Below are 21,121 nucleotides of genomic sequence, written 5' to 3'. Positions count from 1 at the left end.
CCGGAAACCCGGAGGCCCGCCATGCGCTATGCCATCGTCACCGAGACCTATCCGCCGGAAGTGAACGGCGTTGCCCTCACCGTGCAGGGGCTGGAGCAGGGACTGCGCAATTCCGGCCATGAGATCGACCTGATCCGGCCCCGCCAGGCCAACGAAGCGCTGGACTCCGCACCGGGCACCCTGTTGGTTCCCGGCGCCGCCCTGCCGCGCTACCCCGGCCTGCGCTTCGGCATGCCGGCACCGATCCGGCTCGGTCGCCATTGGCAGCAGCAACGCCCGGATGCCGTCTATGTCGCCACCGAAGGCCCACTGGGTTGGTCGGCGGTGCGCACCGCACGGCGCCTCGGCATCCCGGTGGCCAGTGGCTTCCACACCCGCTTCGACGAGTACCTGCCCGACTACGGCGTGGCCTGGCTACAGGCCGCCGCGATGCGCTGGATGCGCCGCTTCCACAACCAGGCCGATGCAACCCTGGTACCCACCCGCGAACTGCAGCAGTTCCTCGGCGAACAGGGCTTCGAACGCGTACGCCTGCTGGCGCGCGCGGTCGACAGCCAGCAGTTCGATCCGAACCGTCGTGACCCTGCCCTGCGCGAAGAGTGGGGCGTGGACGGCAACGGCCTGGTGGCGATCTACGTTGGCCGCATCGCCGCGGAGAAGAACCTCGGGCTGGCGGTGAAGGCCTTCCGTCGGTTGCAGCAGATCCGTCCGAAGGCCCGCTTCGTGTGGGTGGGCGATGGCCCGGCCCGCGAAAAGCTGGCGCATGAAAATCCCGACTTCATCTTCTGCGGCGTCCAGCGTGGCGATGCGCTTGCACGTCATTTTGCCAGCGGCGATCTGTTCCTGTTCCCCAGCCGCAGCGAGACCTTCGGCAACGTGACCCTTGAAAGCATGGCCAGCGGCGTGGCAACGGTGGCCTTCGACTACGGCGCGGCGCGCGAGTACCTGCGCAATGGCGAGAATGGCGCCGCAGTGGACAACGACGAGCAGTTCATCGACGCGGCCGTGCAACTGGCCGCGAATGACGCGCAGCGCCACATGCTGGGCAGCAACGCCGCACGCGCCATGAAGCGCCTGCATCCGCAGCAGGTGGTGGCGGAATTCGACGCCCTGCTGGCCGAACTGGCCCAGTCGCGGAGGACCGGCCATGCGCACAACGCGGCTTGAACTGCTGGCCGACCGCGAAGCGCGCCTGTGCCGGCGGGCCAACCACTACTGCCGCCGCCGCCGCGTGCGCCGCCTGTTCGCGGTCATCAGCCGGCTCGGTGACGGCGTGTTCTGGTATGTGCTGATGGGCGCCCTGGTGCTGCTTGATGGCTTCGACGGCCTGCGCGCATCGGTGCACATGGCCGCCACCGGCCTGGCCGCGCTGTTGCTGTACAAGGGCCTCAAGCGCTGGACCCGGCGCCCGCGTCCGTATGCCGCCGACCTGCGCATCCGTGCCTGGGTGGCACCGCTGGACGAGTTCAGCTTCCCCTCCGGGCATACCCTGCACGCGGTGTCGTTCACCATCGTGGCGCTGGCCTATTACCCGTGGCTGGCGCCACTGCTGGTGCCGTTCACTGCGGGCGTGGCGCTGTCGCGGGTGGTACTCGGCCTGCACTACCCGTCCGATGTGCTGGCCGCCACCGGCATCGCCATCGGGCTGGCTTCGGCCAGCCTGGCCTGGTTGCCGTTGCCGGTGTAGCCCCCTGGGTCAGATCCGTTTTCCTTCGAAGAGGGATCTGAACCCCACGATGCCGGCGGCGCTACCGTCATCGTTGATGCCCTAGAATGCCCGCATGACCACGTTGTTCATTTCCGACCTGCACCTGGACCCCAGCCGTCCGGAGATCACCGACCTGTTCCTGCGCTTCCTGCGCGAGCAGGCGCCCGGCGCCGATGCGCTGTACATCCTCGGCGACCTGTTCGAAGCCTGGATCGGCGACGACACGCCCTCGCCTGCCGCCGATGCGGTGGCCGATGCACTGAAGGTACTCTCCGACAGCGGCGTGCCGGTGTACTTCATCCGCGGCAACCGCGACTTCCTGCTCGGTGAAGACTATGCGCGCCGTGCCGGCCTGCGCATCCTGCCCGACCCATGCGTGATCGACCTCTACGGTCGCCCGGTGCTGCTGCAGCACGGTGACCTGCTGTGCACCGATGACATTCCCTACCAGCAGTTCCGTGCACAGACGCGTGACCCGGCGTTCCAGGCACAGTTCCTGTCACAGCCGCTGGCAGCGCGTATCGCGTTCGCGCAGAAGGCGCGCGAAGCCAGCCAGGCCCGCCAGTCGGAAATGAAGCAGGGTGATCGCGCGCAGTTCGAGACCGTCACCGACGTGGCGCCGTCCGAAGTCGATGCCACGTTCGCGCGCCATGGCGTGGACACCATGATCCATGGCCACACCCACCGCCCGGCGATCCATTCGCTGCAGGCCGGTGGCCGTGCCTGCACCCGCATCGTGCTGGGTGACTGGTACGAGCAGGGATCGGTGCTGCGCGTGGATGCCGGCGGCTGGTCGCTGGATACGCTCGCGCGCGAATGATGGGTCCGAAGGTGCCAACCAAGGTTGGCATCTACCCGGGCAGGTGCACGTGCCCGGGTAGACGCCGCGCCTGGTCGGCGCCTGGCCTCAGCGGAAGGCCGCGATGGTGGCCTTGGTATTGACCAGCACGCGCTGGTTGTCGGCGGTACTGGCATTGCCCATCGGGATGCCGTTGTAGCTGATGTTCGGGTTCGACCAGTAGTTCAGGCGCGGGCAGCTGCGGGTGCAGTTGTAGGCCATGATCGTGCGCCATCCGGTGCCGGTGGCTGGCTCGTAGCGATAGCCGTGGCCATAGGCGTAGGGCGAGGTGCTCGAGTCGGTGGCGATGTCATGCCGCGCGCTCTGCAGATGGCCGATCTCGTGCGCGAACGAGTAGTAGCCGGTTGCGCAATCCCAGTACACCGCAGCGAACGCCGTCGACGCCGTCGAGCCGATCCCCGACGCCAGGCCGCAGTACGCCGTGTTGTTGATCAGCAGCACGCCCACGTCCGCCGTGTAGGTGTTTCGACTGGTGTGGATGCTGTCCATGTAGCCGTCGCTGGTGCCGCGGAAGCGCGCGAGATCAGTATCGAAGCTGCCCGATTCGGTGTAACTGGTGGTCTCGTAGCGGGCCAGTTCCATGGTGATGCCGACGTTGCTGTTGACATAACCCTGGTTGGATTCGGCCACCGCCAGCTGCACCAGCGACTGCATGTTGCCGCCATAAGCCGCTACCGCTGCATTGGTCGCCACCACCAGCACGCGGATGGTGGCCGGGCTACCGGACGAGGCCTGCGCGATGCCGATGCGGTCGTTGTTGCCCATCGGGATCTTCGGCAGCTGGTTGTAGTCAGCCGGATGATCGGCTGGCATCCTCGATTCGTCGACTTCGACCAGCACGTGGCGGTTACCCAGTGGACGCAGGCGATAAAGCTTGCCGTCCTTGCGGATCGAACCGGTGATGGTGTCGCCCGAACGTACCAGGATCAACGAATTGCCCGGATCGTCCTGGCCGCTGGAGGTGGCGGCGGTCAACCGGTCGGACGGCGAACGGAACTGGCCGTACCAGATGCTGCCACCATCGGGCAGCGCCTCGACCTTGCTGCGCACCGCCTGCACCCGTTTGCCGAGCAGCTCGAATTCCAGCTGCGGCTGCGCCGTAGCCGCCGCGTCGACACGCACTTCCTGCACCGTCGCCGTGGACGGGGTGGCCAGCAGCTTGCCGAGTGCAGGCTCGCTGTTGGCCGATGCCCGGCTGATGACCGTCACCGGTTCGAACAACGGTGCCGCATGCGCGGCTGCCGCCACCGACAAACCCAACACCAGGCCACCTGCCGCTTTGCCAATCGATCTGGACAACATTGTGTCGCTCCTTGAATGATGTGAACAGCGTTGATGCAGCACGCCCGGGTTTGCCGGGTTTGGCCATATGGCCTGCGCGGGTCGTGTGAATTCAATAGAAGATGGGAATGAAAATCAGGAACTGTGATCGACCGCATCTGCGTTAAGTAAGGTCAAAAGCGTCACTACACTTCGCCAATACACCGCTTTCGCGCTACCGTGACGCGGCCACGACGGGGAATGCACATGGCACCAGCGAATGACACGGACGAAGATGTCGGCTTGCTGCGGATCGGCCTGTTCTTCGACGGCACCCGCAACAACGCACACAACCTGGCGCGCGGCCGTCCGCAGGTTCCGCAGCCTCGACCGGCGCAGCTGCGCGCGGACGATGATTCGACCTACCAGAGCCGGCTGACCAGCAGCTACGACAACGGCCTGACCAACATCGCGCGCCTGCAGCAGCTGTATCCGGACAGCCGCCGTGATGCGATGGCCGCTCCCTCGCTGTCGATCTATGTCGAAGGCGTGGGTACCCGCGATGATGCCGACGACGATCTGATCGGGCTGGCCTTCGGCATCGGTGCCAGTGGCGTTCGCGCGAAAGTACAGCGCGCGCTGCAGGTGCTGCTTCCGGCCGCACTGTCGGGACTATCCGCACGCTGGCAGCGACCGCTGCATGGCGTGCAGCTGGACCTGTTCGGTTATTCACGCGGTGCTGCTGCCGCACGTGACATCGCCAACCAACTGCAGGGCTGGGACGGCGTGCGCTGGCGCCAGCTGCTGCAGGCCGCCGGCCTGCCCTGCACTGCGAACTTCGCCCCGGCCACGCCGGCGCTGCGCTTCATCGGACTGTTCGACACCGTTGTTGCAGTCAATGGCGGCCGCGCCGATGAGCGGCCGCAGCTGGCCCTGCACGGCGGCATCGCCGGTCGCGTCGTGCAGCTCACTGCACGCGATGAACATCGACAGCACTATCCGTTGACCAGCGTGGCACCGCCGTTTGCCGAGATCGCCCTACCCGGCGTACACGCGAATATCGGCGGTGGCTACAACCAGCTGGAAGAAGGTCCCAAGCTGCTCAGCCGCCCGCGCCGGCAACAGTTGCGCCGCCCCGCGGTTGCCGACTACCAGGTCCCTCCACTGGCGTTGCTGCAGGCCACCACGGCCTACGCCGAAGCACAGGCCGATGCCGAACGCTGGCGCCAGCAGCTGGGCGTGGGTGAGAAGGAGGTCTGGGTGGATGTCTGGCACCAGTGGCAGCAGCAGCGTCGCGCCGGCAGCCGCAGCGTGCTGTTGTCACCGGTGCTGTATGTGACCGCCGCGGTGGTGCTGCGTCGGCGCATCGACTGGCGCTACCAGCTAATTGCACTGCAGGTGATGCAGCAGCAGGCCATCGACGCCGGCGTGCAATGGACCGCCAATGCCGCCGAGGTTCCTGGCTGGGAGCTGCCGTCCGCCCTGCAGCCGATCGCACGGCGCCTGGTGGCCGGACAGCCGCTGACGCAGACACAGGAGGCGCTGCTGCGCCGGCGTTACCTGATGCAATCGGCGCACTGGAACTTCGATGCACTGGGCGACACCGCACTGACCTACGCGGCCGATGCCGGCGTCAGCGAACTGCCCTACCGGCCGGGTCCCGGCCTGTTCTACATCAACCGGCCGACGGTGGATGGCAAGCGCGTGGTGTTGCCGAACGCCTGAAAATAGGGGACGGAGGGGATCAAGTCGTTTGTGGCACAAACGACTTGATCCCCTCCGTCCCCTTTTCTTCAACCGGCCTGTTCGACCAGGTTGGCGAGCTCATCCGCGTCGAAACCGGCCAGCAGGCGCGCTTCCATGTTGAACGGTCCGTGCAGGTAGCCGCCGGCGTACTCCACCAGCAGTTCCTTGAAACGTGCACGCGGTTCGACGCCGGCGCGGTCGCAGTACCAGCGGTACCAGCGCGAACCGGCAGCCACATGTGCCACTTCCTCGCGCAGGATCACTTCCAGCACATCGGCGGTCTCGCCATCGCCGACATTGCGCAGTTTCCCGATCATGCCGGGCGTCACGTCCAGGCCGCGCGCTTCCAGCACGCGCGGCACCAGCGCCATGCGTGCCAGGCCATCGTGCGCGGTCTTTTCGCACATTTCCCACAGGCCGTTGTGCGCAGGGAAGTCGGCGTAGTCGTGGCCATGCACCTGCAGGCGCTCCCGCAGCAGCATGAAGTGCCTCGATTCGTCGTCGGCACAGCTGACCCAGTCGGCATGGAACGCCGGCGGCAGGCCGCGGAAGCGGTACACCGCGTCCCAGGCCAGGTCGATCGCGTTGAGTTCGATATGCGCGATGGCGTGGATGAAGGCGGCCCGTCCTTCCACACCGCCCAGTCCGCGCCGCGGCACTTCGCGCGGGTGCACCAGCACCAGCTGCGCCGGCCGGCCCGGCATGCGGATCGGCTCTGGCGGTGGCGCGTCGGCAGCCACCTTCAGGCGGCCGGCACGGAACGCAGCGGCGTAGGCCTGGGTCAGCGCAACCTTGCGCAGCGGGTCGGCTTCGGCCAGGCACTGCTGCGCTGCGCGCAGCAGGTCGCCAGCAACATCGGGCACGTCAACCACGCCTGGTCCTCAGGCGCGGCGCTTGTGCTTGGCGTCGTCCGACCGCAGCTGCTGGATGCGCTCGAAGTAGCCCGGTTCAATGCCGGTCGGGTAGTGGCCGTTGAAGCAGGACGAATCGAAGTTGCGCAGCGCCGGATTGCCCTCGCTCACTGCCGCTTCCATGTCTTCCAGGTCCTGGTAGATCAGCCAGTCGCAGCCCAGGTGGGCTTCGATCTCTTCCACGGTGCGGTTGTGCGCGACCAGTTCCTCGGCCGCCGGCATGTCGATGCCGTAGATGTTCGGGTAGCGCACCGGCGGCGCGGCGCTGGCCAGGTAGACCTTGCGCGCGCCCGCGTCACGGGCCATCTGCACGATCTGCTGGCTGGTGGTGCCACGCACGATCGAATCGTCCACCAGCAGCACCACGCGGTTGCGGAACTCCAGGTGGATCGGGTTGAGCTTGCGACGCACCGACTTCACGCGTTCGCCCTGCCCCGGCATGATGAAGGTACGGCCGATGTAGCGGTTCTTGATGAAGCCTTCGCGATACTTCACGCCGAGCACGTTGGAGATCTCAAGCGCAGCGTCGCGCGAGGTATCCGGGATCGGGATGATGGTGTCGATGTCGTGGTCCGGGCGCAGGCGCAGGATCTTCTCGCCCAGCTTGATGCCCATGCGCATGCGCGCCTTGTGCACCGACACGTTGTCGATCATCGAATCCGGGCGTGCGAAATACACGTATTCGAAGATGCACGGGGTGTGCTCGGCCGGCTCGGCGCAGATTTCCGAGAACAGCTCGCCGCGCGCGGTGATCACCAGCGCTTCGCCCGGCTGCACATCGCGCACGCGCTGGAAGCCCAGCACGTCCAGCGCGGCCGACTCGGACGCCACGATGTACTCGTCGCCCTCGGCATGGCTGCGCTTGCCCAGCACCAGCGGACGGATGCCATGCGGGTCGCGGAAGGCGACCAGGCCCAGGCCCAGCACCACGCTGACCACTGCATAGCCACCCTTGCAGCGGCGGTGCACGCCGGCCACCGCGCGGATGGCCGCTTCCGGGCTGAGCTGGCGCTGCTGTTCCAGTTCGTAGGCGAACACGTTCAGCAGCACTTCGCTGTCCGAATCGGTGTTGACGTTGCGGCGGTCCTGTTCGAACACCTGCTGGCGCAGCGCCTCGGTATTGATCAGGTTGCCGTTGTGGGCCAGCGCGATGCCGTACGGCGAATTGACGTAGAACGGCTGCGCCTCGTCCATGCCTTCCGAACCGGCGGTCGGGTAACGCACGTGGGCGATGCCGACGCTGCCTTCCAGGGTGGACATGGTGCGGGCATCGAACACATCGCGGACCAGGCCGGTGGCCTTCTGCACGCGCAGGCGGCTGCCGTTGGCGGTGGCGATGCCCGCCGCGTCCTGGCCACGGTGCTGGAGGACGGTCAAGCCGTCATACAACTGCCCGGCGACGTTCTGGTTGCCGACGATTCCGACGATGCCACACATGGTGCGAGGTCTCCGCTGGGCTGTGCCCAGTTACAAGGAAGGTGGCCGTACCTGGCCGCGGTGGTCGCCGCGCCTGCGGTCGACATTGGCCGGATCGCCCGGCTCGATACTGTCCGGCAGTGCTGGGGCGTCCGGACGCACTTCGGCCGGATCGTAGGAATCGCCCTGTTCCGCTTTCGCAGGCCGCAGCCATCCGCTGCCTGCCACTACCTGGTTGAGGATGCCATTATCGCCTGCCGCGCCCGGCTTTCCCAACCCGGCGCCCGCGTTCTTGCCCAACTCCATCAATGCAGATGGGGACAGCCCGTCGGTCGGCAAGGCCTTGGGCAGCAGATCGGCCCCGGGAACCTCCCAGTGCGGCAGCTTGCTGTTCATCCAGGCAACGGTGGGGTTCAGCAGTGGCCGCACCGCCGAGCGCTGCCAGGAGGGCTCGGCGGTCAGCGGGGTGAAACTGCCCAGCAGGAGCAGGATCGCGGCGATCAGGCCGCCCCGCACGGCGCCCAGCACCCCGCCCAGCAGGCGGTCCAGGCTGGTCAGCATGCTGCGCTGGACCAGAGCCTTGATGACCATGCCGATCACCGCAACCCCGATCATCACGCCGATGCCGACCCCCAGGTAGCCACCGACGAAGTGTTCGCCACCGGGGGCCGCCGGGGCGGCCCACCAATGGGCGGCGTCATTGCCGAAGGCGAAGGCCGCCCACGCGGCCAGCAGCCACGACAGGGTGCCGATGACGATTCCCACGAAGCCGCGCAGCATCCCCAGCAGGGTGGAGGCGGCGATCACGATCAGCAGCACCACGTCGATCATGGCGCCCCGCTCCTTCGGCGGCGCTGGCAACGAGGCTGCGCGTGGGTCATGGGTGCGGTCGGACCATGCCGGCCACGCCGACCTTGGCGGCAACCTGCGCCTTCAGCTGCTCGGCATCGCCACGGTTGGCCACCGGCCCGACGCGGACGCGATGCAGGGTGCCCTTTTCGGTGCGCACCTGCTCGACAAAAGCACTGAAGCCGGCGGCGCGGACCTTGTCGCGCAGGGCGTTGGCATCGTTGGCCTGGCCGAACGCGCCCAGCTGCACGGCAAAGCCGACGCCGCTGGCGGCTGGTGCTGCCGGCGTGGCCGGGGCCGTTGCCGGCTTGCTGGCAGTGGCCTCCGGCTTCGGCTCGGGCTTCGGGGTTTCGGGCTTCGGCGCCGGCTTCGGCGGCTCGGGCTTGGCCGCCGGAGTGGTCGTTGCAGTCGGCGTACTCGGCGGCAGGTTTTCACTGCGCACCGGGTTGCTGGTGGCCGACGGCGCGGTGGCGGCGGATGGGGTACTGGCGCTCGGCGTAGCCGGTGCCGGGGTGGCTGCCACCGGGGCGCTGCTGTCCGCTGCGGCATCCAGGGTGATCACTTCGGCCTTCACATCGGCACGGATCTTCACCGCCTGCAGGCGGGCGGCCTCGGCCTGTGCACGGTCGGCGTACGGCCCCACGCGCACGCGCCATGCCTGGCGGCCGTTGATGGTCGCCGTTTCGGCGAAGCCCGGCAGCTGCGAGCGCTTCAGGTAGGCGATCACCGCATCGGCGTCGGCCTTGCTGCCGTAGGCACCGAAGGTAACCGCATAGTTGCCGGCGGCGACCGTCGGCGAGGTATCCACGGTCGGCGGAGTGGCCGGCGTGGCGGCGTCCTGCAGCGGCTTGGCCTGCCCGGTCTGCAGACCGGTGGCACCACCGGCCGGGGCGACCAGGGGCAGCTCACGGGTTTCGAACTGGCCATCGGCCGGTGCATCCGGCGCGGCGATCGGCACATTGGCCACGCCGCTGTCCGGTGCGGGTCCCTTGACCAGCATCGGCAGGAAAATCACGGCCAGTGCCACCAGCACGATGGCACCAATCAGACGCTGTTTCAGAGGCGTATCCACGTGAGGCAGGCAACTGTCCGGAGATTGGCATCGATTATACGGGTGCCGGACCGGACGGCGTCGGCGTTGGCTGAACGCGTATCAGGCATCGCCCTGCAGCCATTGCAGGGCGGCGGCAGCGGTATGGAAGGAGCCGAACACCAGCACGCGGTCACCGCGCTCGGCCTGGGCCAGCACCTGCGCCAGTGCCTGTTCGACGCTGTCAGCCAGCAGCGCCGTGGCGGCGGCGGTGCCGGCCAGGCGTGCCTGCAGCTGGACGGCGCTCTGCCCGCGCGGGCCTTCCAGCCCGGCCAGGGTCCACTCGCCCACTACGTCCTCCAGCGCCTGCACCACCCCCGCTGCGTCCTTGTCCTGCAGCGCGGCGTACACCGCCAGGGTGCGCCCGGCAGAGACCTCGGCCTTCAGCGCACGCGCCAGCTGGCCCGCCGCCTGCGGGTTGTGGCCGACGTCGACGCGGATCTGCACGCCATCGCGCTCGAATGCCTGCAGCCGGCCGGAAATGCGCGCCGCTGCGACACCGGCGGCCCACGCCGCACGCGGCACCGGCTTGTCCAGCGCGCGCAGCGCGGCGATGGCGGCACCCGCATTGGCCAGCTGGATCGGGCCGGCCAGCGCCGGGGTCGGCAGTTCCATGCGCAGGCCGACATCGCGCCAGCGCCAACGCTGCGCATCGATCGGCTCGTAGAAATAGTCGCTGCCACCACGGATCGCATTGGCGCCAACCAGGTAGGCACGGCGCAGCACGCTCGACGGCGGATCGGTCTCGCCCAGGATCACCGGCTTCCAGCCGCGGATGATGCCGGCCTTCTCGGTCCCGATCGCCTCGCGATCCTCGCCCAGCCACTCGGCATGGTCGATGTCCACGGTCGTGATCACCGCCACGTCAGCATCGACGATGTTGACCGCATCGAGGCGGCCGCCCAGGCCCACTTCCAGTACCGCCAGGTCCAGCCCGGCGTCGGCGAACAGCTGCAGCGCGGCCAGCGTGCCGTACTCGAAATAGGTCAGCGTGATCTCGCCACGCACGGCTTCGATCGTATTGAACGCGGCGACCAGCGCGGCATCGTCCACGTCCTGGCCGTCGATGCGCACGCGCTCGTTGTAGCGCAGCAGGTGCGGCGAGGTGTAGGCACCGACCTTCCAGCCGGCGGCGCGTGCAATGGCTTCGATGAAAGCCACGGTTGAGCCCTTGCCGTTGGTGCCACCGACCACGATGGTGCGCTTGGCCGGCGCGCCCAGGCCCATCGCCGCGGCCACGGCGCGCACGCGCTCCAGGCCCATGTCGATGCTCGCCGGGTGCTGGCGTTCAATGTAGTCCAGCCAGTCGGCCAGGGTGGTCGGGGTGTTCGTCACGGCAGCGGTTCCAGCAGAAGCAGTTGATGCGGGGGATGGATCAGAGAGCGCGGTGCTTGGCTTCGCCGAAGAACGGCGTGTGGTGGGCGCAGTCGTTCAGGCGCACCACTTCCAGGCTGTCCAGGTCGGCGCCTTCGAGCAGGTTGAGCGTGGTCGGTGCCTGGCGGAAAGTCCACAGGCGGGAAAGCGGCAGGCCCAGCACCTTGCACAGGATCACGCGGTTGACCGCATCGTGCGCAACCACCAGCAGAGTGTCGTGCTCGCCGAGGCCTTCGGTGGCGCGGGCCAGCCCGCGCCAACTGCGCTCCAGCACCAGGCGCAGCGATTCGCCGCCGGGCATCAACACCGTATCCGGCTCCTCGCGCCAGGCCTGCAGGCGCGACGGATCCTTCTCGTGGATCTCGCTGGCGAGCAACCCTTCCCATTCACCGTGGGCGATTTCCTGCAGCTCCGGCTCGGTCAGCAGCATGTCGGCGCGGGCGGCGCCAAGCGCCAGCTGCGCGGTGCGCTGCGCGCGCGACAGCGGCGAGGCGACGGCACGGGTGACGTCCACCGAGGCGAGGCGGGCACCCAGTGCCTGGGCCTGGGCTTCACCGATCGGCGAAAGCGGAATATCGATCTGGCCCTGGTAGCGGCCTTCGGCGTTCCACGGCGTTTCGCCGTGGCGGGCAAGCAGGATGCGCATGCGTGCAAGGGGTCCTGGGGGGAGGAGGTTTCCGCGTTTCGTTCACATCCTGTGAAGTACGCGGAACAGGGATGATACCTGTTCGGCGCACCGGGCCGGGCCGGGCATGAAAAAACCCCGCGACGTGGGTCGCGGGGTTTCGGAAACTCCGGCTGTCTGGTCGAGGTTGCCGGCCAGCGGCCGGCACTACCTCACTTCGCCAGGTTCAGTTCCTTCAGCAGCTGCGGCGCCGGCGCCACTTCCTGCATGATCCACTGCATGTAGCGGCTGTCGACGGCGATCATGCGGGTCATCACCGGGTCGAACACCCAGTTGGAGCTGACCGATTCCCAGTTGCCATCGAAGGCCAGGCCGACCAGCTTGCCGTTGGCGTCCAGCACCGGCGAACCCGAGTTGCCACCGGTGATGTCCAGGTTGGACAGGAAGTTCACCGGCACCGAACCAATGCGCTTGTCTTCCAGGCCGCCGTAACGCTTGGCCTTGACCGCATCGAGCAGCGCCTTCGGCGAATCGAACGGATCCTCACCGGTTTCCTTCGCCGCCACGCCTTCCAGGGTGGTGAACGGGGTGTACTTCACGCCGTCCTTGCCATAGCCCATGACGTTCCCGAAGGTGATGCGCAGCGACAGGTTGGCGTCCGGGTAGACGAACTCACCCTGGCTCTTCTTGTAGTCGGCCACGGCCTGCAGGTACAGCGGGCGCGCGGTCAGCGATTCGCCTTCGCGGATCTTCTTCTGCTCTTCCTGCTTCAGCAGTGCCGGCATGACGGCCACGGCGTACTGGATGGCCGGATCGTTGCTGGCCTCAAACGCGGCGCGGTCGGCCTTGAACCATTTCAGGCGTGCATCCAGGCTGCCCAGCTCGGTGCCCGACAGCTTGCCCACCAGCGATTTCACCGCAGCGGCATCGCTGCCGGCCAGCCACTTGTTCAGCACTTCGTTGTCGCGCTGTGCGGCCGGCAGGGCCACGTACTGGTCCAGCCAGTAGGCCTGCAGCTGCTGGTCCATCTTCGCCACGTAGCGGCGGTCCATCTGCTTCAGGCCACCTTCGATGGTGGTCAGGTCGCGTTCCTGGTAACCGGCTTCGCGTTCGGCATCCGGCTTGCTGCGCTCGATCGACAGGCGGTACAGGGTGATCGCCGCGCCAACGGCCGAGGTGTTGTTGAACTGACCGACGAACAGGTCGCGTTCGCGGGTCGACTTGCTGGTATCCAGATGCTTGAGCAGCTGCGCGTGTGCCGCCAGGGCCGGCTTGCCGGCAGCGCCCTGCTTCTTCAGCCACGCCAGCACGGCGGCTTCTTCAGCCTGCTTCTGGCCAGCGGCGTCGATGCGCTTGAAGCCTTCCAGCTGGCCCAGGTAGTTCTTGGCCACGTTGTTCATGCTGGCGGCGGTGGCGGCGTACTTCACCTTGACGTCGGCGTCGGCCTTGCCGGCGTCGGCGATCATCTTCAGCACGGCGTTGTAGTGCTTGGCGATGGTCGGGTAGGTGAAGCTGGCGGTTTCGTTGAATTCACCGGCCAGGGCATAGCGGTTGGTGCGGCCCGGGTAGCCCGCCACCATCACGAAGTCGTCGGCACCCAGCGGCTGGTCGGCGAACTTCAGGAAGTGCTTGGGCTGGTACGGCACGTTGTCGGCGGCGAAGGCGGCCGGCTTGCCGTCCTTGCCGACGTAGGCGCGGTAGAACGAGAAATCGCCGGTGTGGCGCGGCCACATCCAGTTGTCGACGTCGCCGCCGAACTTGCCGACGCTGCCCGGGGGCGCGTAGACCAGGCGCACGTCCTTGATTTCCATGTTGCGGAACAGGCGGTAGGTGTTGCCTCCGGAGAAGCTGTACAGGCGGCAGCGGAAGCCGGCATCGGCTTCACAGGCGGCGACCTGGGCCTTGTCGAAGGCGTCCAGCGCGCGGCTGCGGGCCAGCGGGTCGTTGCCGGCGGCAGCGATGGCGGCCTTGGCCTGGGTGGTGACGTCGGTGATCTGGTCGAGCACGAACACGCGGGCGTTCGGGCCAGCGCTCAGTTCGTCCTTCAGGGTCGGCGCGTTGAAGCCGTCCTTGATCAGGTTCTTCTGCGCGGTCGAATTCAGCTGGATGGCGCCATAAGCGCAGTGGTGGTTGGTGACCACCAGGCCCTGCGGCGAGACGAAGCTGGCGGTGCAGCCGCCGAGGGCGACGACCGCGCCCATCGGGTCGCCGGTCAGGTTGGACAGCTGTTCCGGGGACAGCTTCAGGCCGGCCTTCTGCAGCGGGCCGGCGATTTCCGGCAGCTGCTGCGGCACCCACATGCCTTCAGCGGCATGGGCGACCTGGGCCAGCCCGAGGCTGGCGACGATGGAGAATGCAAGCAGGTTCGAGCGCATGGAGCGGCCCCTGGTAGTGGAACCCTCGATTGTAGCCCGCCGCCCCGCCCCGGCCCGAACCCCGGAAGTCATGGGCCTGCTTCTCGCGCTGCCATGCGCACGTCGGCCGCGCACATGGAATGGTCCAGAGGGGGCGTGGTCACCCTGGCCGGGACCGTTGGCGCCATGGGCCGGGCGCATGCGACTGGCGGGTTGGGCAGGACGCCCAACCCCGGTCTTGCCGTGTGCGCAGGACAGCGCGCACGAGCAAGGCGCCATCGAGCACCATGGATGGGCTTTTGCGTGTCCCGGCCAGGGTGACCACGCCCCCTCCCCCGGAATCAAGGAGGCGCTGCTGTTTGCGGCACGTTCGAAACGCCCGCCGGCGCACGCCTTTCGTTCCGCCAATGCACCCGCAGCGCAACATGGGAAATCCGCGCGGCACCCTATAATCCGCGCTTTCCCCCTGATGAGTTCCACCCCGATGGCGCAGCAAACGATGAAGGCCCTGGTCAAGCGCGAAGCGGCCAAGGGCATCTGGCTGGAAGAAGTTCCGGTGCCGACCCCGGGCCCGAACGAGGTCCTGATCAAGCTGGAGAAGACCGCGATCTGCGGCACCGACCTGCACATCTACCTGTGGGACGAGTGGAGTCAGCGCACCATCAAGCCGGGCCTGACCATCGGCCACGAATTCGTCGGTCGCGTCGCCGCACTCGGCTCGGCCGTGACCGGCTATGAAATCGGCCAGCGCGTCTCGGCCGAAGGCCACATCGTCTGCGGCCACTGCCGCAACTGCCGTGGCGGCCGCCCGCACCTGTGCCCGAACACCGTCGGCATCGGCGTCAACGTCAACGGCGCCTTCGCCGAATACATGGTGATGCCGGCCAGCAACCTGTGGCCGATCCCGGACCAGATCCCGTCGGAGCTGGCTGCGTTCTTCGACCCGTACGGCAATGCCGCGCACTGTGCGCTGGAGTTCAACGTGATCGGCGAGGACGTGCTGATCACCGGTGCCGGCCCGATCGGCATCATCGCCGCCGGCATCTGCAAGCACATCGGTGCGCGCAACGTGGTGGTGACCGACGTCAATGATTTCCGCCTGAAGCTGGCCGCCGACATGGGCGCCACCCGCGTGGTCAACGTGGCCAACCAGTCGCTGAAGGACGTGATGAAGGAACTGCACATGGAGGGCTTCGACGTGGGCCTGGAAATGAGCGGCAACCCGCGTGCGTTCAACGACATGCTCGACTGCATGTACCACGGCGGCAAGATCGCCATGCTCGGCATCATGCCCAAGGGCGCCGGCTGCGACTGGGACAAGATCATCTTCAAGGGCCTGACCGTGCAGGGCATCTACGGCCGCAAGATGTACGAGACCTGGTACAAGATGACCCAGCTGGTGCTGTCCGGCTTCCCGCTCGGCAAGGTGATGACCCACCAGCTGCCGATCGACGACTTCCAGAAGGGCTTCGACCTGATGGAAGAAGGCAAGGCCGGCAAGGTTGTTTTGAGCTGGAATTGACCCTTCGCCGTGCGCGATGGGTGGGTGCCGAGCTTGCTCGGCACACCTTGAAATTGAAAAAGGCGCCCGATGGGCGCCTTTTTCTTTGGTGTTGCCGGCCAGCGGCCGGCACTACCCGTAACGCCTGCGGCGTTACTTGCCGACGGCGACGCTCAGCATCACCCGGCTGTGGGCCAGCTTGCCGGAATTGTCACGGCCGTTGCCGTCGGTGCCGTAGTAGCCCAGGCCGACGTTGAACAGGCCGAACTGGCGCGCGACGCCGACGTTCCAGTCGGTGTAGTCCTTGGCGATGCCGTCCTCGAAGGTGCTGCGACCGACGTTGGCATTCAGGGTGAAGTCCTTCGGCAGGCCCCAGCTGCCGCCCAGGCCGAAGTACCAGCCATCGGTGCTGCTGTTCCAGACATCGTTGGTGTAGGCCACCGTCAGCTTGTAGGTGTCATCCAGCGTGGTGGTGGTGATCAGCTCGTTGTAGTTCTGGTGGCTGGACTTCAGGTAGGTGTAGCGGTTCAGCAGCACGTCGAAGTTGACGCGCTCGGTGACGTCCACGCCGTAGCCGATCAGGTAGTCGACCTCGGTCTTCGGGTCACCCGCACCAAAATCCACGCCCGAGCCCCATACGCCTGCGTACAGGCCAACCGGGCTGGTGTAGGTGAAACCGGCCTGCAGGGTCGGATCCTCGTCGGTCTGCGACACACCACGGAACAGGTAATCGGAAACAGCGGTGACGTTCCAGCTGTACGGCGATTCGTTTTCCTGGGCGCTGGCGGCGAACGGGGCGGCCAGGGTCAGGGCAGCGGCAATGGCGAGGCAGGCACGGGCGTGCTTCATGGGCGTCTCCGAGGGTGGCGGGGGCGGGAAGGGGGAGCGGGCAACCGGCGCCAGACAGGCGCGGTTCACGAATTTTTAACCCGTTTGCTATTGCGATGCAACATGTGCCACCCGTGGCGGTGCCCTGCCCGGCCCGGTCGAAGGCCGTCGTAGCCCGGTAGAATCAACGGTTTCCCCGTTCAGAGCCGTGCCCACGCCATGACCGACGCCTCCTCCGCCCTGACCCGCCACTACGCCGAGGAACTGGACGCCATCCGCGCCCAGGGCCTGTTCAAGTCCGAGCGGATCATCACCAGCCCGCAGTCGGCCGAGATCACCCTCGAGGATGGCCGCAAGGTGCTGAACTTCTGTGCCAACAACTACCTGGGCCTGGCCGACCATCCGGACCTGATCCAGGCCGCCAAGGATGCGCTGGATACCCACGGCTTCGGCATGGCCTCGGTGCGCTTCATCTGCGGTACCCAGGACCTGCACAAGCAGCTGGAGAAGCAGATCGCCGACTTCTTCGGCAAGCAGGACACCATCCTGTACGCGGCCTGTTTCGACGCCAACGGCGGCCTGTTCGAACCGCTGCTCGGTGAGAACGACGCGATCATTTCCGATGCACTGAACCACGCCTCGATCATCGACGGCGTGCGCCTGTGCAAGGCCAAGCGCTTCCGCTACGCCAACTGCGACATGGCCGACCTGGAAGCCCAGCTGCAGGCCGCCGATGCCGCCGGCTGCAAGACCAAGCTGATCACCACCGACGGCGTGTTCTCGATGGACGGCTTCATTGCTCCGCTGGACGAGATCACCGCGCTGGCGAAGAAGTACAACGCGCTGGTGCACATCGACGAATGCCACGCCACCGGCTTCCTCGGTGCCACCGGCCGCGGCTCGGCCGAAGTGAAGGGCGTGCTGGAGAAGATCGACATCATCACCGGCACCCTGGGCAAGGCCATGGGCGGTGCACTGGGCGGCTTCACCTGCGCCAGCGCCGAGGTGATCGAGCTGCTGCGCCAGCGTTCGCGGCCGTACCTGTTCTCCAACTCGCTGCCGCCGCATGTGGTGGCCGCCGGCATCAAGGCGTTCGAGATGCTGGCCGCCGCTGACGACCTGCGCGACACCCTGGTGGAGAACACCCGCTACTTCCGCGAAAAGATGGTCGCCGCCGGTTTCGACGTGAAGCCGGGCGTACACCCGATCAGCCCGGTGATGCTGTACGACGCACCGCTGGCGCAGAAGTTCGCCGAGCGCCTGCTCGAAGAAGGCATCTACGCGATCGGCTTCTTCTTCCCGGTGGTGCCCAAGGGCCAGGCCCGCATCCGCACCCAGATCAGCGCTGCGCACAGCCGCGAGCAGCTGGACCGCGCGATCGATGCGTTCACCCGCATCGGTGTCGAGCTGGGCGTGATCAAGGGTTGATCCCAGCGGTCAAAGCGTGCCGACCAAGGTCGGCACCTACCAGAGCTTGAGGGCGTGCCGACCGAGGTCGGCACCTTCCCAGCATCACTTCTTTTTCTTCTTGCCCTTCGGCTCGTCCTTGCTGGCCACCACCACCGGCTTGGCGGCAGCGTCCTGGCCGTTGCCCTTGGCAACGCGGATGCCGTTGGCCTTCATCCAGGCATCGAACTCATCGGCGGTCATCTTCTTGTCGCCGTTGCTCATCAGGAAGCGGTAGCTGCCGCGGCCATCCAGCTCCGGGGTCTTCACTTCCACCACCGGGGTTTCGGCCGGCGCTTCTGCCTTGGCCACCTTCTTGTGGCCACCACAGGCGGTCAGCAGCACCATCGGCAGCAGCAGGCCTGCGCAGCGCAGGGTTTGGTTGAGGGTCGGGTGGTACATGGGCAGGCTCCGTTCGGGAAGTTCAGCAACCAGGCGCCCCCTACGCCTGGAACGGTGGCCGGCAACCGCCGGCCGCGGGCGATGATCAGCCCGGTGCAGCGGCCCCCAGCCGCCGCTGATCATTGACCTCCAGCATCCGCCACTGGCCCTTGCCGAGATCGCCGAGCTGCAGCCCGCCGATCGCAACCCGGACCAGGCGCAGCACCTGCAGGTCGAAGGCCGCCAGCAGGCGGCGGATGTGGCGGTTGCGGCCCTCGTCGAGGACCACCTCCAGCCACGCGGTCTTGTCGCCGCTGCGCAGCACGCGCACGGCCTGGGCCACGAGGAACTCGCCCTCGTCCTCCACGCCGGCCTGCAGGGCCGCCAGCGTGGCGTCATCGGGCAGGCGGTCGACCTGCACGTGGTACGTCTTCTGCGGACCCGTTTCCGGATCGGTCAGGCGCGCGGCCCACTGCGGATCGTTGCTGAACAGCAACAGCCCTTCACTGGCCTTGTCCAGGCGCCCGACCGGCGCTATCCACGGCAGCCCTGCACCATCGAAACAGCGGTAGACGGTGTCGCGGCCACGCTCGTCCTGCGCGGTGGTCACCACCCCGCGTGGCTTGTTGAGCATCAGGTACAGGCGCTGCGGCGCGCCCATCGGCTGGCCATCGACCTCGATCGGCGGCGCCGGCTGGCCAATCGGGAACTCGGGATCCCGCACGATGCGGCCGGAGACGCGTACGCGGCCCTCGGCAATCCAGCGCGCGGCCTCGCTGCGCGAGCAGACGCCGGCCTTGGACAGCACGCGCGCCAGGCCATGACGGACACCGGCGGCTGTGGCAGCGGGAGTCGCACGCCCACGCGATGCGTGGGAGCGGGCGGCGGGGGCGGCAGGTGGGCGGCGCGTGCGCAAGCCTCTGCTCCCCGCGGCGCTTACTTCTTGTCGACCGGCTTGGTCTCAGCCGGTGCTTCGGCCGGGGCCGGAGTGGCGGCCGGAGCCGGACGCGCCTTGACCACACGCACGCCACGCGCCTTCATCCAGGCGTCGAACTCTTCGGCGGTCATGCGCTTGCCGTTCTGGCTCATGTCGAAGCGCCAGGGCGTGTTGTCGAATTCGGTCTGCGGCTTGTAGGCCGCCGGATCGTTCGGCTTCACCGCCGGTGCGCTCGGAATGGCCTTGGCGATGTTCTGGCAGCCATCGATGCGCAGGCGCTGCAGCACCTGGTCCAGCGACTGCGACGGATCGTAGTTGCTGCTCAGCACGCCGGCCGGCATGCCCAGCTGGTTGCCACGGATGTAGAGCTCGTCGGCCACCGGCGCGATGGTCGTGGCCGGCAACGGCAGCGGCGAGGCGCTGGTGTTGACCGAGCAATCGACCGCAGCGTGGGCGGCGGGAACCAGGGCCAGCGCCAGGACGGCGGCCGATGCAGAGCGCAGCATGAAGGGCATCCAGGAAAGGAAGTGACGCGGCGAGTTTAGCAATGCCGCGACAGCTTTCAAGCGCCACTTTCAATGAATACGGCAACCCATTGGTTTTACGGACAAAAATCCGATGAACGGTTACCCCCGGACCGGCAGGCAACGGATTCCGGGCCGCAGAAACAACAAGACCCGGCCGAAGCCGGGTCCTGCTGTGTCCTACTGGCAGAGCGTCAGAACTTAGTTCTGGACGTTCAGCTCGGTACGACGGTTCTTGGCGCGACCTTCCGGGTTGTCCGAACCATCCGGGTTGGTGTTCGGAGCAATCGGACGGCTCTCGCCGTAGCCGATCGGGCCGACCAGGCGACCGGCGTCAACGCCGTTCTTGGTCAGGTAGTTGTACACGGCGGTAGCACGACGCTCCGACAGCTTCTGGTTGTAAGCGTCGGTACCCTTCGAGTCGGTGTGACCGGCGACTTCAACGCGCAGATCCGGGTAACGCTTCAGGATCTCGGTGGCTTCGCTCAGGATCGCCACGGCGTCCGGACGCAGGTTCGACTTGTCGAAGTCGAAGTTGACGCCCTTCAGGTCGATGGAGACCGGCACCGGGCAACCGTCCGGACCGATGGTCTGACCCGGCTGCGAGTTCGGGCACTTGTCGTCGCAGTTGTTGACGCCGTCACCGTCGTCATCCAGGTCGGCGCAGCTCGGGGCAACCGGAGCCGGAGCCGGAGCAGCCGCGACCGGAGCCGGGCCCAGCGGGATCACGACGCCGACCGAAGCCAGCACGTCGCCGAACCAGCTTTCATCGTTGCCGGCACGCTTCGGGTTCACGCTCTGGTCGTCGAAATCAGCGCGGTAGGCGACCTCGGCACGGACAGCGACGCGCTTCTCGAAGGTGGTCTGCAGACCGACGCCGACCTTGGCGGCAAAGTTGCCGTCCTTGCGGTCAGCCAGGCCACCGCTGATCGGGTTGTACTCTTCTTCCGACTTCTGGTAGCCCAGGCCGGCCAGCAGGTACGGGTTCCAGCCGCGGCCTTCCTTGATGAAGTGGCGACGCAGGTCCAGCGAGACGCCGTACTGCGACCAGTTCATGTCCTTGTTGGCGTCGAAGTTCGGGTTCTGGTAGTTCAGCTCACCGTCCAGCGACCAGTTCGGGCTGATGAACTTGCCCAGGCCCAGGGTGACGAACGGAGCGTCATTGGTCAGGCGGTCGCTGTCCTGGAAGTTGAAGCCGGCCGAACCGGTCAGGTACCAGCGGTCATCGAACTCCTGCGCGGACGCAGCCTGGGCGAAAGCCAGACCACCCAGCAGCGCGGCAGTAAGGATCTTCTTGTTCATTGAGTACAGC

19 protein-coding genes are annotated in these 21,121 nt (G+C 67.1%); 6 read left to right on the top strand and 13 right to left on the bottom strand.

All coding sequences use genetic code 11. The annotated features are described in order from the left end of the window. Positions 1–21: 21 nt before the first annotated feature. From AC5P9P_RS00325 to lpxH, 3 genes are all read left to right on the top strand, one after another. A complete protein-coding gene (locus tag AC5P9P_RS00325; protein ID WP_049403851.1) occupies positions 22–1,167 on the top strand; it encodes a glycosyltransferase family 4 protein in 1,146 nt (381 codons plus the stop codon). Then, positions 1,148–1,687 (top strand): phosphatase PAP2 family protein, encoded by a 540-nt coding sequence (locus tag AC5P9P_RS00320; RefSeq protein ID WP_005408251.1) that lies wholly within the window; start codon positions 1,148–1,150, stop codon positions 1,685–1,687. The genes AC5P9P_RS00325 and AC5P9P_RS00320 overlap by 20 nt, the downstream gene beginning before the upstream one ends. A gap of 94 nt (positions 1,688–1,781) precedes the next feature. After that, positions 1,782–2,528: a UDP-2,3-diacylglucosamine diphosphatase gene (gene lpxH / locus AC5P9P_RS00315; RefSeq protein WP_033835457.1), complete on the top strand. Its 747-nt coding sequence runs from the start codon at positions 1,782–1,784 to the stop codon at positions 2,526–2,528. A gap of 87 nt (positions 2,529–2,615) precedes the next feature. Here lpxH and AC5P9P_RS00310 read toward each other — a convergent pair whose 3' ends face one another. After that, entirely contained in the window at positions 2,616–3,869 is a 1,254-nt protein-coding gene (locus tag AC5P9P_RS00310) for a M12 family metallo-peptidase (protein WP_033835456.1), read from the bottom strand. 225 nt (positions 3,870–4,094) lie between these two features. Here AC5P9P_RS00310 and AC5P9P_RS00305 point away from each other — a divergent pair, with 225 nt between their 5' ends. Next, a complete protein-coding gene (locus tag AC5P9P_RS00305; protein ID WP_111188646.1) occupies positions 4,095–5,552 on the top strand; it encodes a T6SS phospholipase effector Tle1-like catalytic domain-containing protein in 1,458 nt (485 codons plus the stop codon). 68 nt (positions 5,553–5,620) lie between these two features. On the opposite strand, the gene AC5P9P_RS00300 is transcribed toward AC5P9P_RS00305, so the two are convergent. The 7 genes from AC5P9P_RS00300 to AC5P9P_RS00270 all read right to left on the bottom strand — a co-directional run bounded on the left by AC5P9P_RS00300 (position 5,621) and on the right by AC5P9P_RS00270 (position 14,213). Beyond that, a complete protein-coding gene (locus tag AC5P9P_RS00300; protein WP_049403849.1) occupies positions 5,621–6,445 on the bottom strand; it encodes a ferritin-like domain-containing protein in 825 nt (274 codons plus the stop codon). A gap of 9 nt (positions 6,446–6,454) precedes the next feature. Further along, positions 6,455–7,921 carry an amidophosphoribosyltransferase gene (gene purF / locus AC5P9P_RS00295; protein ID WP_005408246.1) on the bottom strand — a complete coding sequence of 489 codons (1,467 nt, stop codon included), beginning with the start codon at positions 7,919–7,921 and terminating at the stop codon, positions 6,455–6,457. 30 nt (positions 7,922–7,951) lie between these two features. Continuing rightward, entirely contained in the window at positions 7,952–8,731 is a 780-nt protein-coding gene (locus AC5P9P_RS00290) for a CvpA family protein (protein WP_049403848.1), read from the bottom strand. 46 nt (positions 8,732–8,777) lie between these two features. Beyond that, the gene (locus AC5P9P_RS00285; protein WP_049403846.1) at positions 8,778–9,821 is read right to left on the bottom strand and encodes an SPOR domain-containing protein; all 1,044 of its coding nucleotides are present in this window, start codon (positions 9,819–9,821) and stop codon (positions 8,778–8,780) included. Between the two features lie 81 nt (positions 9,822–9,902). Next, positions 9,903–11,174 (bottom strand): bifunctional tetrahydrofolate synthase/dihydrofolate synthase, encoded by a 1,272-nt coding sequence (folC, locus tag AC5P9P_RS00280; RefSeq protein WP_049403845.1) that lies wholly within the window; start codon positions 11,172–11,174, stop codon positions 9,903–9,905. A gap of 40 nt (positions 11,175–11,214) precedes the next feature. Then, positions 11,215–11,859 carry a histidine phosphatase family protein gene (locus AC5P9P_RS00275; RefSeq protein WP_049403843.1) on the bottom strand — a complete coding sequence of 215 codons (645 nt, stop codon included), beginning with the start codon at positions 11,857–11,859 and terminating at the stop codon, positions 11,215–11,217. Positions 11,860–12,050: 191 nt separating this feature from the next. Beyond that, a complete protein-coding gene (locus tag AC5P9P_RS00270; protein WP_005412359.1) occupies positions 12,051–14,213 on the bottom strand; it encodes a S46 family peptidase in 2,163 nt (720 codons plus the stop codon). A 478-nt stretch (positions 14,214–14,691) separates the two neighbouring features. Between AC5P9P_RS00270 and tdh the strand changes: the two genes are divergently transcribed. Then, on the top strand, positions 14,692–15,714 hold the full coding sequence (gene tdh / locus AC5P9P_RS00265) for an L-threonine 3-dehydrogenase (protein ID WP_010483949.1): 1,023 nt from the start codon (positions 14,692–14,694) through the stop codon (positions 15,712–15,714). Positions 15,715–15,846: 132 nt separating this feature from the next. Here tdh and AC5P9P_RS00260 read toward each other — a convergent pair whose 3' ends face one another. After that, positions 15,847–16,542, bottom strand: coding sequence for a TorF family putative porin (locus tag AC5P9P_RS00260; RefSeq protein ID WP_005412357.1), 696 nt, complete (start codon positions 16,540–16,542; stop codon positions 15,847–15,849). A 198-nt stretch (positions 16,543–16,740) separates the two neighbouring features. Between AC5P9P_RS00260 and kbl the strand changes: the two genes are divergently transcribed. Further along, positions 16,741–17,949 carry a glycine C-acetyltransferase gene (gene kbl, locus AC5P9P_RS00255; RefSeq protein WP_049403840.1) on the top strand — a complete coding sequence of 403 codons (1,209 nt, stop codon included), beginning with the start codon at positions 16,741–16,743 and terminating at the stop codon, positions 17,947–17,949. 84 nt (positions 17,950–18,033) lie between these two features. On the opposite strand, the gene AC5P9P_RS00250 is transcribed toward kbl, so the two are convergent. From AC5P9P_RS00250 to AC5P9P_RS00235, 4 genes are all read right to left on the bottom strand, one after another. Continuing rightward, the gene (locus AC5P9P_RS00250; protein ID WP_049454677.1) at positions 18,034–18,369 is read right to left on the bottom strand and encodes a hypothetical protein; all 336 of its coding nucleotides are present in this window, start codon (positions 18,367–18,369) and stop codon (positions 18,034–18,036) included. Between the two features lie 85 nt (positions 18,370–18,454). Next, positions 18,455–19,264: a pseudouridine synthase gene (locus tag AC5P9P_RS00245; protein ID WP_329771619.1), complete on the bottom strand. Its 810-nt coding sequence runs from the start codon at positions 19,262–19,264 to the stop codon at positions 18,455–18,457. A 20-nt stretch (positions 19,265–19,284) separates the two neighbouring features. Next, positions 19,285–19,791 carry a hypothetical protein gene (locus tag AC5P9P_RS00240; RefSeq protein WP_005408235.1) on the bottom strand — a complete coding sequence of 169 codons (507 nt, stop codon included), beginning with the start codon at positions 19,789–19,791 and terminating at the stop codon, positions 19,285–19,287. Positions 19,792–20,010: 219 nt separating this feature from the next. Continuing rightward, complete coding sequence (locus AC5P9P_RS00235) at positions 20,011–21,111, bottom strand: OmpA family protein (RefSeq protein WP_005408234.1); 1,101 nt, start codon at positions 21,109–21,111, stop codon at positions 20,011–20,013. Between the last annotated feature and the right edge of the window lie 10 nt (positions 21,112–21,121).

It is taken from the genome of Stenotrophomonas sp. YJH_SMC_14-1 (assembly GCF_059372275.1).
Note: the sequence above shows the minus strand (reverse complement) of the source record. Positions and strands in the feature narration are given on the sequence as shown.

Excerpts from the sequence above, each read along its gene's own strand:
- purF (WP_005408246.1), bottom strand. The coding sequence starts at position 7,921 with ATGTGTGGCATCGTCGGAATCGTCGGCAACCAGAACGTCGCCGGGCAG.
- AC5P9P_RS00240 (WP_005408235.1), bottom strand. The coding sequence starts at position 19,791 with ATGCTGCGCTCTGCATCGGCCGCCGTCCTGGCGCTGGCCCTGGTTCCC.
- AC5P9P_RS00305 (WP_111188646.1), top strand. The coding sequence starts at position 4,095 with ATGGCACCAGCGAATGACACGGACGAAGATGTCGGCTTGCTGCGGATC.
- AC5P9P_RS00270 (WP_005412359.1), bottom strand. The coding sequence starts at position 14,213 with ATGCGCTCGAACCTGCTTGCATTCTCCATCGTCGCCAGCCTCGGGCTG.
- AC5P9P_RS00235 (WP_005408234.1), bottom strand. The coding sequence starts at position 21,111 with ATGAACAAGAAGATCCTTACTGCCGCGCTGCTGGGTGGTCTGGCTTTC.
- AC5P9P_RS00275 (WP_049403843.1), bottom strand. The coding sequence starts at position 11,859 with ATGCGCATCCTGCTTGCCCGCCACGGCGAAACGCCGTGGAACGCCGAA.
- AC5P9P_RS00325 (WP_049403851.1), top strand. The coding sequence starts at position 22 with ATGCGCTATGCCATCGTCACCGAGACCTATCCGCCGGAAGTGAACGGC.
- AC5P9P_RS00250 (WP_049454677.1), bottom strand. The coding sequence starts at position 18,369 with ATGTACCACCCGACCCTCAACCAAACCCTGCGCTGCGCAGGCCTGCTG.
- AC5P9P_RS00320 (WP_005408251.1), top strand. The coding sequence starts at position 1,148 with ATGCGCACAACGCGGCTTGAACTGCTGGCCGACCGCGAAGCGCGCCTG.
- AC5P9P_RS00290 (WP_049403848.1), bottom strand. The coding sequence starts at position 8,731 with ATGATCGACGTGGTGCTGCTGATCGTGATCGCCGCCTCCACCCTGCTG.
- AC5P9P_RS00310 (WP_033835456.1), bottom strand. The coding sequence starts at position 3,869 with ATGTTGTCCAGATCGATTGGCAAAGCGGCAGGTGGCCTGGTGTTGGGT.
- lpxH (WP_033835457.1), top strand. The coding sequence starts at position 1,782 with ATGACCACGTTGTTCATTTCCGACCTGCACCTGGACCCCAGCCGTCCG.
- kbl (WP_049403840.1), top strand. The coding sequence starts at position 16,741 with ATGACCGACGCCTCCTCCGCCCTGACCCGCCACTACGCCGAGGAACTG.
- AC5P9P_RS00260 (WP_005412357.1), bottom strand. The coding sequence starts at position 16,542 with ATGAAGCACGCCCGTGCCTGCCTCGCCATTGCCGCTGCCCTGACCCTG.
- tdh (WP_010483949.1), top strand. The coding sequence starts at position 14,692 with ATGAAGGCCCTGGTCAAGCGCGAAGCGGCCAAGGGCATCTGGCTGGAA.